Genomic DNA, 14,882 nt, shown 5'->3' with positions numbered 1-14,882 from the left:
CTTCTTTGTACTTTTAAAAGTTAAAATTCATTCCAACTAAATAGAATTTAGCCAATGGATAGTTTCCCTTATCTAATCCTCTAGAATTAATTCCACCACCAATTTCAGGATCAAAACCAGTATATTTAGTGAATGTAAAAGGATTTTGAGCTGTCACATATAATCTGAATTTAGAAATCCCAAGTGAACTAACCACTTTCTTTGGAAGACTATAACCAAAAGTTATATTTTTAACCCTTAAATATGACCCATCTTCCAGCCATTGATCCGTATATCCTTTATAGTTTGAATGTGATTTTATATCTCCTCTAAAGGCTGGGATTGTTGAATCTGGGTTCGCACTAGACCAGGCATACAACAAATCCTCGCTTCGTCCATATCCATAAGCAGTAGCCTTCGCTCCATTCATAATTTCCTGTCCTAAAGCCGCATACAAATTAAAGGAGAAGTCAAAGCCTTTATAATCTAAATTTAAGTTATATCCAATTTGATACTTAGCCAGACCACTACCCGCATATACACGGTCTGCGTTCGTAATCGCTCCATCACTATTATTGTCTTTATAAATCAAATCGCCAATTTTTGCTGTCGGCATCACTTTTTGATACGCTGCTAATTTTTCGGCTGTATTGGCAATACCATCTGTAGTAAATAAATAAAACGCACCAGCTTCATGACCCTCTGCCAAAACAGTGACTTGAGAATCAGCCTTAGCGCCACTCACCAATCCTGAATCGTCAGTAAACAAGTAGCTTCCTTCGCCATTAATTTTTTTAATCACGTTTTGATTGGTCGTGAATGTAGCATTCATTCTGTAATTTAATTTATTTATTTTCCCGGTATAACCTAAGGCTAATTCAAATCCGCTATTGGTCATATCCCCAATGTTGTATATAACCGTTGATCCATCTTCACCACTTGCAGAACCTGGCAGTGTTACAGGAAACAGCATCCCGTCTTTACTCGTATCATAATATTCTGCAGATAAGGTCAATTTGTTTTTGAAGAAACCCAAATCAATCCCTATATTGTTTTGCTTAGAAGTTTCCCATTTAATAAGCGGATTAGAATAGGCATCTTGCGCTAAGCCATAATTCAAGATCCCACCAAATACATAATCATATCCCGGCGTAATATTACCTGAATATTGGTATGATGGAATACTCTCGTTACCAACGGTACCGCTACTCAAACGAATTTTGAAATTATTAACTACATTTTTCATCTTTGACCAAAAATCTTCGTCTGAAACATTCCACGCCAGGGCTACTGAAGGAAAGGTCCCGTATCTGTTTTTCGCTCCAAAACGAGTAGATCCATCTCGGCGTACACTAGAACTAATTAGGTATTTCCCTTTATAATCGTACTGAAATCTTGTTATAAAACCCGTCAACTTTCGTACCTCATCCGGTCCTGAGCTCACTTCAGGTCTATTTGTTGTTCCGTTAAGCACTTGCACTGCGTTATCCAGTACTCCAAATTTCTGGGCAGAGAATTGTTCGGTATTGTACTGCTCCCTCGAGTAAGCAGCCATCAGTCCAAAATTATGATCTCCAATAGAATTTTTATAATTAATAGCACTTGTCCAAACCAAAGACGACTTTATTTGTGCATCATTTTGAACATTACTGTTATCTGCTCTACCAGAATCTGCTCCTGTAGAAAAGATAATAGGTTGGTAGCGTACAAATCGTTTCCTATAACTATTTGATTGATTAAAGCCAATTTGAGTCGAAACATTTAATCCCTTTGCAAGATCATATCCAAGATTGAAATTGATTAATGATTTGGCCGATTTCGTAATATCGGAATTATTAAAACTCCCTAAAACATTTGCTAAGCTATTAAGTGCTTGAGCATTATCCTCACTTAAAATCGGACCATCTAGATTGTCAAAATCAATGGAAGGTTGAGTAGGTAAATATTTCAAAAGCTGATTTACTGCTCCTGATGCTCCTTTACTAGTTTGTTCTTGATAAACACCAACACTTGCATTGATTTTCCACTTACCTTTATTATATGTGGCATTTGCTCTCGTATTGAAACGTTGAAAACTAGTATTGCGCACTACCCCTGTTTTATCATATAAATTGGTGGAAATACTATAAGTTAAATCCTTTGAACCTCCCGAAAGGTTTAGATTATAATTCTGCGTTTTAGCATTGTCAATAAATAATATATCTGTTAATTTTGAATCATTTTGAAATCCTGAGGGAGTTTTATCTAAATTTAATGCAAATTGATCATCGGGAGTACCTGGAGATAGATTTCTGTTATAAATTAAATCAAAATATGTTTGTTGGGCTGTATTCATCAAATCAATACCTCCTTTAAGTTTTTCGTATCCTATGCTTCCGTCAAATCGCACTTGCATTACACCTGCTTTTCCTTGTTTTGTAGTAATTAAAATAACACCTGCAGCACCACGAGTACCGTAGATAGCAGCCGAGGCAGCATCTTTCAAAACATCGATTGATTCGACATCGTTAGGGCTAATTCCGGGATCGCCTTCCTGAGGCACACCATCAACAACAAACAAGGGTGTATTTGAACCTGAGACAGAAGTTATTCCTCTGATTAAAATTTCTGAAGCCCCTCCAGGCTCAGAAGAACTAACTATATTAACTCCCGAAATTTGACCTTGCATAGCGCTACCTAAATCAGGAGTTACAAAGTTTTCAATATCAGTTGATTTCAAACTTGATACCGCTCCAGTCACTTCTTTTTTCTTCACTGTACCATATCCAATTACCACAACTTCATCTAAGTCTTGACTTTTAGACTTTAATGAAACGTTCATAAACTTACTGTTGACAGTAACGTTCTTGGTCATCATACCTATGTAGCTAAAAGTTAATAAATCTCCTGTTTTAGCTCTTATAGAATATTCTCCATCAAAATTAGTTACTGTTCCATTTTTAGATCCTTTCACCATAACGGTAGCTCCAGGAATAGGTAAATTATCATCACTGCTTTTGACAATTCCTTGAATAATAACTTCCTGTGCATGCGTAGTGAAATTACAGAGAAATACCAATAACAACATTAGTAAGAAATGTGAGGTATTACTTTTAGACTTCATTGTTTTATTTATCTTCATTTGATTAGTTTTAGTCACTCTACTACCTAGTAACAGTATATCTCAATTAAAATATTAGATTGTTTTACTAAAAACTGGACAGTATTATATTGTATTTTAATAATTAGAAATGAACTATAATTTGATAATTTTCAGGTGACTTCAGCTTGAAAGGCCCCTTATTTATCATTCTGAATTTTTTAAAATTAATTTTTGGTTTTTCTGTTTTCATAATTGGTTTGTTTAGTTCAATATTTAAATTTTAGTTGCTTGATGCATTATACGGTTTATAAATGTTTAATTATTTAAGTTATTATTTCTACTTTTTATAAAAACATACATATAAAATTATAACATCATCATTGTAAAGGTTAATAAAAACTTAATTTAATTTGTTTCTACACGTACAGGAGATGTATTCCTGAGTAAATAATACTGATAAAAAAATACAAACACTTCAACAACAACCCATTAGCATATCCGTATAACGAAAATAATCATTAAATAAATTATCATAATATATAGGTAATATTTTTACTGATACAGATTTTAAATAATTATTAATTACAAACTGCATTGGTTCACTCAGTATCAATGTTATATAAAATCTATTATACTATAAAATCCATTTTACATCTCAAATTATGAGACAAAAAAAAGCGACCCCAATAATTTTCATCATTAGAATCGCTCTCTACCAAACTAATAAATCTATTTCCCCATAGAAAACAAAGCCGAGTCAACATGTTCCTTTTTCATAATGGCTTTCATTTCGGCAACTATCTTTGGGTTTTGCGAATCTAAGTTCTTCCTTTCAGAAGGATCCTTTTCTAAATCATACAATTCAAATTCTGGTTTGTCTTTTTTATCAATATTATAAATCACACCTTTCCAGTTTCCTAAACGAACTGCTTTACGACCACCTGCTTGTGGAAATTCCCAGTACATATATGGATGTTGTTTTTGATTTTTTTGTCCCAAAAAAGTAGGCATTAAGGAAATTCCATCTGTATTCCCTATTTCTTTTACATTGGTCATCTCAGCAAAGGTTGATTTCATATCCCAAAAAGCAGAAACAACATCTGAGGTTGTCCCTTCCTTAATTTTATGAGGCCAAACTGCTATAAATGGCGTACGAATTCCGCCTTCGTACAAATCTCTTTTTACACCGCGCATGCCTAATGCAGCATTGAAAAATTCAGGATCTGCACCTCCTTCCACAGCGGGGCCGTTATTACTTGTAAAAATCACTAGTGTATTACCTGCAATTCCTAGTTCGTCTAACTTAGCCATGATTTCGCCCACATAATTATCTAAATGTGTGACCATCGTAGAATAAACCGCGTGAGGCGCTAATTGCGAAGCATATTTGTACTCGACCATATTAGGTCCGTAATCCGACAAATAATCGTTTGGCAAAACAAAAGGTTTATCCTCTTTAAATTTCCCTTTGAATGCATTGTAAATAGCATCTTCTGGCGAAATTATCTCGGCATACGGCAATACAAATGGCACATAAGCAAAAAACGGTTTCTTTTTATTTTTTGTAATAAAATCAAGAGTTGCTTTCTGAATTTCATCAGTTGCATAAGTCACTTTATTGGTATAAATATTTCCTTTTAAGAACACTTGTTCTTTGTTGCGCCATAAATACGGAGGAAAATAGCGGTGTGCTTTTCCTGGCAGTTGTAGCCACAAAATTCATCAAAACCTTGGTTTAATGTGTCTCCTTCAGAATCAATAAATCCTAATCCCCATTTTCCAAAAGCTCCAGTAGCATAACCTACTTTTTTGAACACATCTGCAATTGTAACTTCGGTACCGTCCATTGCAATTTTCCCTTCTAGACCTTTACCTCTTTCGAGATTCCCTCTAATAGAAGTATGTCCTGTGTGTTGTCCCGTAATCAAAGTTGAGCGAGAAGGCGCATAAACGGCCGAACCACAGTAATGTTGCGTGAACTTTATTCCTCGAGCCGCTAATTTGTCAATATTTGGCGTTTCAAATTTGGTTTGTCCGTAGCAACTTAAATCTACAATGCCTAAATCATCGGCTAAAATGTAAATGACATTGGGCTTTGGTTTTGTTTGTGCTTGTGTTTAAATAGTCGTGATTGAAAGTCCTGCGACTAAGACTATTTTTAAAAATGTATGCATCGTTATTATTTAAATTTTAAATTAGGAACAGAGCCATCTGTTTTCAAAATAGGATTTGCTTTGCCTAAATATTTATTATTTTCGAAAATAATATTCTTTGATGTTTTAATCGAAAAAGCAGGGTTTTCTGGATAGATCATTTTGAAAGTACCAGAGTTTGAAATTGTATTCCCTTTGAATCTAAGGCCGTCAGTATTGTTTACTTCCAAAATTAAATCGTCAAATTGATTGATTTTATTGTTTTCGATAAGAATGTTTTTGAAAGCTACATTTTTACTTTCGTCATCGGTTTCAAAACGTATGATTCCTCTGTTTTGTCCACCAATGTTACAGTCTTGGAAGGTATTGTTTCGAATGGTCAAATCCAAAGCACTGCCAGACTCGTACCAGTACCCGCTTTCTACAGGTACTAAAATCGCTTCCATTTCGGTAGCGAAATAATTATTTTCGACCACAATTTTCTTGGGCGTTGACAGCAACAATCCTCTTGCTCTATTTTTTGAAATGGTACAATTTTGCACCAGCAACTCCGGATAAGCCGACAAGTTTTCGATATAATCTCCCTTTTTTAAGGAAGATGGTATTTTTTCCTTGAACGTTACAATCTGGTAGCGGCTATTAATTTTCTCAATAGACTTTAACGTTAATTTATCATATTCAAAAAAGGATTGGTGCAAATTAACCAAACCAATTGTATCATCAGGAACTCCGATGCTAAAGCCTTGTTGCTGGTAGTGCCCGACTTTGATTCCGATGCTGTTTTCGCCTAGAACATCCACCACTTCTTGGTAGGTACCGTGTACATTGACCGCATCATCCAATTGGTTGTTGAAGGTACAATTTTTGATCGTGATTTTACCTCTACAGCCTACAAAATGAGTCGCATCAGCCGTGGTCGAAACCATTCTTCCTTGTGATGGGGTAACATTGAAGTTATCCAAAGTCAGGTTCTCTGAATTCTCTACAATAATCCCCATGCCACACGCGTGGTGCACATTGACATTGTTGGCTTCAAAATTTTGAGAAGCAACCACATGAAAAGCAGGTGCAAATCGATTTTGTCCTTGTTCACCTTTCATCGTTAGAATTTTACCCACTTCAGGTATTTTTTTTCCGTGGTTAAAAACTCTTAGCAGTCCTGGTTGTAGTTGCTCCACTACCAATTTATCTTCCATTCCCACTCTTGAATTTTCAGGTGCTTTTGGATCTACAGGATATTTGTATTTGATGTTTTTGACGTTGTGCTGTGTTTTTACTTTGGTTCTGGTGGTCAATGACGTATAGGCTTCGGTGTCATAGGAGATTGCCGTAGTTTTAGGATCAAACAAAATCGATTGTCCTATATTGTGCTCGTAATATTCTTTGATAAAAATGAGCTGACCGTTTCGAATTTCATACGGATATTCATCTGCAATTTGCATGTCAAAGGTTTTCTTGACCGGATCTACCGCTACGATTTTCCCTTCGCTATGAAACGACATTCCCCAATCAATCGATAGGTTCATGACTTTGATATTCTGTGAATTCTCTACCGAAAACGGAATATTGATACCATGAAATATAAAGGTAGCCTCTTGCCCATCAATCGTCAAGTTTTTCATGTTGAAAATCGGAAACGCTGTTTTTGCCAATCCGTTATTGTGGTTTGACAATTGCGCATATATCTCAAAACCTTTATCAGGATAAAAGTGATAGATACCTTTTTCAAATTTCATTTCTGCAATCGATTTGGCATCCGATTTCATAAACTGAGCCAAAACGGCGGGAGTAGCATCAGCCGCAATGGTAGTATCAAAATACACCGTATTCCCCTTGCGTTTTTGAGCGATACCTATCTGAGAGCAACCCAATAAAAAAAGGAATACCACAGGAGCTATTAATTTTCGGTTTCTAGTAATCATGAAATCGTTTATTAGTATGGAACAAAATTTAGAATGGTAAAGATTCTGCTATTCTATACAAAACATGTGTTTCACAGTAAAACTTATGTCTTTACAGGTACACAACCGCAATAGAACTCAAAAAAAACAACTATTAAAAACATTTGTTGCATTACTGAGTTGTAAGGCCTAGTGCTGTACAGGAGCACTAGCGCTCATTGTTATTTGACTGCGCAAAAACTAATGACTGTCATGTAGCGCAAAGGCGCTAAGGCGCTAAGGAATGGATTTGATTTATTTCATTCGAAAATAAACGGATTTATTGGGTTTTTACGGATTGCCGTAATGTTAGGAAAATTATTATAATTATATTTGAGGAAATAAATTTTCAAACAATGATAGAATATATCTATTCAAACATTCTAGCTTTATTAACTATTTTAATAATATTGATATTTTTTAAAAGAAGTAAAAAGTTTTTACAGGAAAAACTTAAGAGTTTAAAACTTTTTATGATAACAAGTTTACAATTTATTCTTAAAACTAGTATTGATAATTTAGCTAAAATTGAACTTATATTATCCAAAAAGAATGTAATCCAAAATGATCTATTACTAGAAGATTTAACGGCTAATCTTATTAATGAGAAAAACTTTGATCAATTAAAAACTTATTTAAATTCTTTACGGTTTGCTGTAAGTAATAAAAATGTAATCAATATAGCTTTAACAGGTGGTTTTGGAACAGGTAAAAGTACAATTATTAATGAATTTTGTAAAAAAAATAGAGGATTTGAATATCTACACATTTCCTTAGCAGGTTTTAATGATGAAAAAGCAGATGAAAAATTAATTGAAACTAGTATCGTTCAACAAATTCTTTATTACGAGAAAAAATTAAAAATTAAAGAATCCTCATACAAAAGAATTCACTTCACAAAACCATCGTACAAATTTATATTTATATTTTCATTAGTTGTCTGGCTTTACACTGTAGTCTATTTATTTTTTGAAAATATAAATAGTAAGATTACAATATTTCACACTGACAACACTAATACAAATTTCATACAGATTACTTTTATTTTGGGTCTTTTCTATATTCTATTCAAATCATTTGATAAAATAAAAAACATAAAATTCTCAAAGTTAACACCAAATAGTCTAGAGATAGTTAATGAGAAAACAGATAAGGATTTATCCGTTTTCAATAGAAATATTGACGAAATAATCTACTTCTTTGAAAAAACTAATACTAATATTGTTATCGTGAAGACATTGACAGATTTAGTGATAATATAGCAATCAAATTATATTCTAAAATTAGAGAGCTTTCTATTTTGATAAAGCAGTCGAAGGATGTTATTCAACCAGTCAAGTTTATTTACTCAGTCAAAGATGAACTTATATTAGAAGATAAAACTAAATTTTTTGACATTATAATTCCTGTTATTCCTATTACAGACTATAGCAATTCAAAAAATATGTTTCTTTTAAAATTAAAGAGCTTTTTTGAAGAAGAAGTAGTTGTAAATATAAAAACTGAAATAAGTAAAAGTTATTTAGATAGATATTTTATTTCGGAAGTTTCTAATTACGTGTATGATATGCGAACAGTTATTAATATTTGTAATGAATTCAAACTGTATAATGAAATTTTGAAAATAGACAAACCTAATATTGACAAAAACAAATTATTTGCAATCATATTTTATAAAAACATCTATCCAGATGACTTTGCACGAATTCAAAAAAACGAATCAAAACTGCACCGAATCTTTAAGAAAGATTTTAAAAATGATAAAGAACTAGAAAAGGTTATTTTAGAAATTGAGGAGAAATTAAAAAAAGAAATTGAGGAAAAGGTCAAGCTAGAAAAAGAATTAAGTGATTTGATTATAAGAGATGTTGCCGAACTAAGGAATATTTATATTTTCAATCTTATTGCTATGATTGTTGAAAAACATGATGTAGAAATTATAGACATTGAGGAATTGAAACTGGATAGTAAGTTGATTACTGATGACAATTTTCAAAAAATAAAAACTTCTAGTAATATTAAATATAGTTATAAATATTCTAGCGATAATTATTCTAATATCTCATTCAAAGAGGTCGAAAATAAAGTAAATATCAAATCAACATATGATACTCGTGAAAATCTTATTAAATCCTTCCGTGAAAATAAAATTGGTCTATTAGAGAGAAGAATACTGTATTTAAAAAATGAAAAACAAAATATTAAAAATCTAAGTTTATTAGAATTATATCAAAATTACTATGACGGAATTGAAGAATTTTTAGATTTAGTATATTCTTCTAAAATATATAATAACGTCGATGGTAAAGAATTTGAATACATTAAATTAAATCCAAATATCGGTCTTTTTAAATATTTATTTATAAATGATTATTTAAATGAAGATTTTATAGAATACGTATCATACTTTTATCCAGGATCATTATCTTCTAATGATCATAAATTAATGATGAAAATAAATCAAAACGAATTCACTTCTTTTGATGAAAAAATTGACAATGTAGAGAATTTAGTGAAGAGTACAAGAGATATTAGATTTAAAAATCAGTCTATTTTAATTTATGATATTTTTTATTTTTTATTAAAAGACTGTCAAGAACCTAGTTTGAGAAACAAAAAACTTGATTTTTTACTTAGTCAAATTCAAAATTACAATGATAATAGTACTTATTTTTTAGAAGGTTTTTTTGAAAAAATAAGTGACAATAATGAAATCTTATCTAATTTTTATATTGAAATAACAAAATGGGATAATTTCTGGAATTTAGTGGAGGTAAAGTTTTCAAAAAATTTTAAAAGAGTAGTTTTGTTTGATCTAATTCAATTGTTTTCTGATGATATAGGAGATAGAACTTTAATTAAATTGAATAAAAACAAAGGGATGACTAAATATATTAATAGTGATGAAAATTTCTTAAAAGATATATTTGACAGAATTTCAATAAATCAATTTACAAAGACCTTGATGCTTTTAGAAGTAAAATTTGAATTAATAAATCCCGATAAAAAAATTGAAGAGTTATTAATTAAAATTTATGAAAATAATCTTTATCAAATCAATATTGACAACTTAAAACTTTTTGCTCAAGTTGACAAAAAATATGATTATAAAGAAGAACATTTTTCGCAAGCCAATTTTACTTTTTTAAAATCTAAGACAGATACAATATTATATAAAAGAATTAGTTCAGATTTAAATCAATATATAGAAAATGTTTATCTTAAAATTGAAGAAAATATAAATGAAAATAGTGGAGAGGTTTTACATTTATTAGAACTAAAAGATGAAGTAATCAGTTTAGAAAATAAATTAAAAATAATACAAAAAGGGTTTAATAGTAAATTAGAAAAATTTGGAGAAATCCAATCAAAAGAAGTTAAGTCATTATTAATTGAACAAAATAAAATTTCAGCTTCATGGATAAATATTATTGAATATTATAATCATTTCGGTCCATTAACTCCAATTTTAACTAATTATTTAAATATTGAAGAGAATTTCACAAAGCTTTTGATAACTGAACTTTTTGAAGGATTAGCTGATTTCTTTAAAGACAAACAAGATGGTCATGATTTTATATATGATCTTATAAATGATGAAGGTCTTACTGAAGATTCTTTTAAAAACATTTTTGAAAAGTCAGGGAATTTAAAATTAGAATCCAATAAAATTACATTAGAGTCTAGGATTCTATTTTTAATTGAAAAAGATGCTTTAAAACTTGATGAAGATCAATTTAATTTTTTATTAGAAAACAATAGAGAACTATTAATTAAATTAATTGAACAAAATGAAAACAGATTCATTTCGGATTTAAGAGATTATACTTTTGATATTGATTTCATTGAAGTTCTATTGAACTCAAAATTATCAATTAAAAATTTAAACGTAATCATTGATTTTAAAGAGTCTAACATAATGGAAACTGAAAATTTGAAACTTCTAAATAGAATTGCTCGATTCTACAATGAAAATAAATTAGAGGATTTTTCTTTAGAATTGTTTGAGAAATTAGTTTTTTCAGCTTTAGATGAAGGTTATAGGATAGGTTTATTTAATATGTACTTTTCTAACCCTGAAAATCAACATCAAATTTCAGATATTTTAGAAAAAATGGAAGGCAAATTTAAAGGTATTTTAGAGAATGAAGATGTTGTTTTTGATATTAATGATGAGATCAAAAACTTTTTAACTATTATAAAGGAGAATGAACTAATTAATAGTTTTAGAAGAGACAATAAAAAAGGAAGCTTTATTTTGACCTATGCTTAATTTAGACCAATCATTTAACCCCATTCAAATACGCAATCCTCTCATAAATATAATGTTTGAAAGCGATTAAAGCAGCGTCCTTTTTATCGGTGCTGTAAAGGATGGTAAAAATAACTTTGGCTACAACACCTTCTTGATGGTATTCAAAAAAGCAACCGCCACCATCGGCAATATTGGTGTTCATGTACTCTTTTGTTTGACCTTTAAGGTCTTTCGTTTATTGGGGAAAATAAGCTAGGAAGCGGTACAAATCTTCGGTTACAGACAATGTTTTATAGGCATTATTAACCAAGCGAGCAGTAGTATTTGCTTCCAAACGATAGTTATACGCAGGACATGGGCCAAAATGTAAAAAGCTTAACTTCGTATTACAACATAGTCAACATTATAGGATTCTTTTTTAAAAATCACCTTTATTATTATTACTAAATCGGCTTCTATAACCAAAGTCGTATAATTAGATCCTGAAACAGTAGCCGTTACTTTTTAAATACCAACATCAGTTCTTAAATTATTGGTATAAACCACAATCTTTCCTATTGGAAGTGTTCCTGCTATTTGAGTCTTTAACAAGTTATTAACACTTTGCCCTTAGTTATATTGATTATTCGACTGGCAGCTATTAAGGTGTTTTGTCTAAGGTTGTTTTTATCCAAAAAATAATGACTTACTTGATACAATCATCTGTATAATCTACCATTGAAGCGTAACCTCCATTCTCAACTTTTTTACTGTTCGTAATTTCTTGCCCAGTAAAAGGATCACTTTTCTTAATATATTTTTGAATTTAATATCAAAAATTACGATTAAATATTTAATAATCATAAGTTGAATTTTATTACTATAAATAATTTCACTACAATTATTTAAAAAATTTATATACTTTTGTTATTTAGAATATTAGAATTATTATAATCTTTAAAATTAGGTCGATTTACATATAGCAATAATTATTTAATTGTGAGGTTAATTAGTTAGAATTTGATGGCAAAATCGTGGCACATTTGATTATAAATTCATAGAGATGCAGCATAGATAAGGGTTCAGCCGATTAGGTTCGAATCCTACTCTCCCCACTAAACTAAAAGCTGCAATTTTAATTGCAGCTTTTTTCGTTTATAATGCTTACCATCCTAAGATAGGATTAAGGGGATCAAGTTCAAAAGTTGGGGATTAGGCAAAAAGATAGAAGCAGCGATTGGCGTAGACATTCACATCAAATGATACAAAATTAAGAACCCATCAAAGTATTCTGCTTCGAAGGGTTCTCTTTTTTTAATTACTCGCTAAATTTAATTATAATTTGACTATGTTGTAATTATACTATACAAAGCACATTATTTGTTTATACTTTATTCCGCTATCAAATAATTTGATAAATTGGATAATTGCTTATAACTGCCATTGTCTCATCAGTTCTCTAGGTCGTTTGAACGTATATTTCAAATAAAATTGGTGTGAACTAGGTGCGTATTTGGCAAGTGCATTAATATTATAATCGTAAGCATATCCTATTTGAAAGTCTCTTAAAACTTCAAAACCAATTAATCCCGTTACAGCATTATTCCATCGATAGGATGCTCCAAAACGCATCACTTCTTGGTACTCAAAATTCAGCGCCATATCAACCGCTAAAGGAGCGTTTTCCACGAATTTTACTAGAACAGAGGGTTCTAGAACTAGATCGTTGTTTAATCGCATATTGTACCCCATATTGAAAAAAAAACTTGGAGTTCTCGAAATTGTCGATCCGCTTACTGTTGCATCATAATTTTTATTAATAAAATTTGGAGTAGAAAGTCCTATGTATAAATTAGGTGTATTAAATAAAAAACCAATACCCATTCGAGGCAAAATTTTATTTTCAATATTTGTTGCAAAGCTGATATCTGTAGTATCTTCTAAATCAAGTAGTGAATAATTAATGTTTAAATTACTGAAGCCCGCTTTTAGCCCGAAGGTTAGCATATTTAACTCCCCAACATAAATAGTATAGGAGTAATCAGCTGTCATAGTCACCTCATCTGTAACTCCAAGTTTTTCACTTATGACATTTAGCGCCATTCCCATATTGACTGTTAAAGGGGCATTTATACTCAAATTCACACTTTGAGGTGCTCCCTCAATTCCTGTAAATTGACTTCTGTTTAATAATAAAACACTTCCGTCAAAAAAACCACCAAAAGCTGGGTTAAAGATAGAGCGATTTAATTTATAATCTGAAAACTGAGGGTTTTGCTGCGCTGTTACAGGGAATAATGTGAGAAAAAATAGGATTATGATGTATCTTAAATTCATGTTTTAAACTCTAAATTAATTAGTAAAATGTAAGAAGCCTGTTTTTACCTTGCTCTCCCCTTTTTGATTTATAAAAGTAAATGCATAATAATATGTTCCAAAAGGTAGCAGTGATCCATTTGAATTTGTACCTACATTGGGATAGCCTCGAAATACATTTCCATTTGAACCGTAATGGTTGACCTTATAAATCAATACTCCTGAACTACTGAAGATTTCAATACTGTTATCTAAAAATTCATTGACTCCCTCAATAGCTAAGAAATCATTTTTTCCATCACCATTTGCTGATATACCGTTATGAATCCTAACATCACAATAGCTTTGAATGACTAACACCTCTAATCGTGCTGCACTTTCGCAGTAAGCCCCCAAATATGCTGCATAATATTTTTTATTATTTTCAAGCGGAGTTGAAAAATCCAAAGGATTTCCTCCAGTAGGAGTTTCATACCAAATTACTTCTTTCTGATCGGTTTTTAAATCAACAACTCTTCCCTTGTTTTCTGTACATGCATATTGTATCGATGCACCTGTAGGAGTTACTGCATCATTTACAGTAATAGTTACAGCAATTCTGTCGCTACTGCAGTTATTTTGAGTAATTACTGCAAAATAATTTGCTGTTTTAAGTTCCATCGTTGAAGAAAGCGCTGTCGTTGATATACTTGTTTCATACCATTGTACGGACTGACCATTTACCTCGATATCAGAAATTAGGGGATTATCAATTTTGCAAAATTCTTGGAGCGTATTGGCTATGGTGGGAGGTGTACCTCTCGGTATAGTAACAATTGCGTTTGCTGAAGCCGAGTTTCCACTTGCATCGGTAACAGTAAGTATTACGGTATTTACACCAACATTCGAACAATCGAAAGTAGTTTTATCCAAAGTCATCGTAGCAATCGAACAGTTATCTGTCGAACCATTATTTATAGCCGCCGCAGTGATCGTAGCATTTCCAGAAGCATCTAATGGAACCGTAATATTTTGAGTCAAAACTATTGGTTTCAAATCATCGATTATGGTAACCGTTGCAGTAGCCGAATCAGAGTTTCCACCTGTATCTGTTACGGTTAAAATCACCGTATTGATTCCAACATTAGAACAATCAAAAGTAGTTTTATCCAATGTCATTGTAGCAATCGAACAATTAT

At 31.4% G+C, this 14,882-nt stretch carries 7 protein-coding genes and 1 pseudogene; 1 reads left to right on the top strand and 7 read right to left on the bottom strand.

Going from position 1 to position 14,882, the window contains the following annotated elements; all coding sequences use genetic code 11:
• Nucleotides 1-13: 13 nt before the first annotated feature.
• The 4 genes from LXH21_RS14485 to LXH21_RS14470 form a co-directional block, all read right to left on the bottom strand.
• Nucleotides 14-3,100, bottom strand: coding sequence for a SusC/RagA family TonB-linked outer membrane protein (locus LXH21_RS14485; protein ID WP_239867439.1), 3,087 nt, complete (start codon nt 3,098-3,100; stop codon nt 14-16).
• A gap of 690 nt (nt 3,101-3,790) precedes the next feature.
• Nucleotides 3,791-4,777 (bottom strand): sulfatase-like hydrolase/transferase, encoded by a 987-nt coding sequence (locus tag LXH21_RS14480; protein WP_239867436.1) that lies wholly within the window; start codon nt 4,775-4,777, stop codon nt 3,791-3,793.
• Nucleotides 4,699-5,118: a sulfatase-like hydrolase/transferase gene (locus LXH21_RS14475; RefSeq protein ID WP_317208814.1), complete on the bottom strand. Its 420-nt coding sequence runs from the start codon at nt 5,116-5,118 to the stop codon at nt 4,699-4,701. The genes LXH21_RS14480 and LXH21_RS14475 overlap by 79 nt, the downstream gene beginning before the upstream one ends.
• Before the next feature lie 122 nt (nt 5,119-5,240).
• A complete protein-coding gene (locus LXH21_RS14470; RefSeq protein ID WP_239867430.1) occupies nt 5,241-7,136 on the bottom strand; it encodes a right-handed parallel beta-helix repeat-containing protein in 1,896 nt (631 codons plus the stop codon).
• 374 nt (nt 7,137-7,510) lie between these two features.
• Here LXH21_RS14470 and LXH21_RS14460 point away from each other — a divergent pair.
• Nucleotides 7,511-11,427: pseudogene (locus LXH21_RS14460) on the top strand (YobI family P-loop NTPase).
• Nucleotides 11,428-11,437: 10 nt separating this feature from the next.
• Here the strand turns inward: LXH21_RS14460 and LXH21_RS14455 are convergent.
• From LXH21_RS14455 to LXH21_RS14445, 3 genes are all read right to left on the bottom strand, one after another.
• Complete coding sequence (locus LXH21_RS14455; RefSeq protein ID WP_239867421.1) at nt 11,438-11,611, bottom strand: hypothetical protein; 174 nt, start codon at nt 11,609-11,611, stop codon at nt 11,438-11,440.
• Nucleotides 11,612-12,819: 1,208 nt separating this feature from the next.
• On the bottom strand, nt 12,820-13,725 hold the full coding sequence (locus LXH21_RS14450; protein ID WP_239867418.1) for a PorP/SprF family type IX secretion system membrane protein: 906 nt from the start codon (nt 13,723-13,725) through the stop codon (nt 12,820-12,822).
• A 15-nt stretch (nt 13,726-13,740) separates the two neighbouring features.
• On the bottom strand, nt 13,741-14,882 hold a 1,142-nt coding region (locus LXH21_RS14445; RefSeq protein WP_239867415.1), incomplete at its 5' end, for a gliding motility-associated C-terminal domain-containing protein.

It is taken from the genome of Flavobacterium algicola (genome assembly GCF_022399565.1).
GTDB classification, from domain to species: Bacteria; Bacteroidota; Bacteroidia; order Flavobacteriales; family Flavobacteriaceae; genus Flavobacterium; species Flavobacterium algicola.
This window is presented reverse-complemented; position numbering and strand designations above follow the sequence as displayed.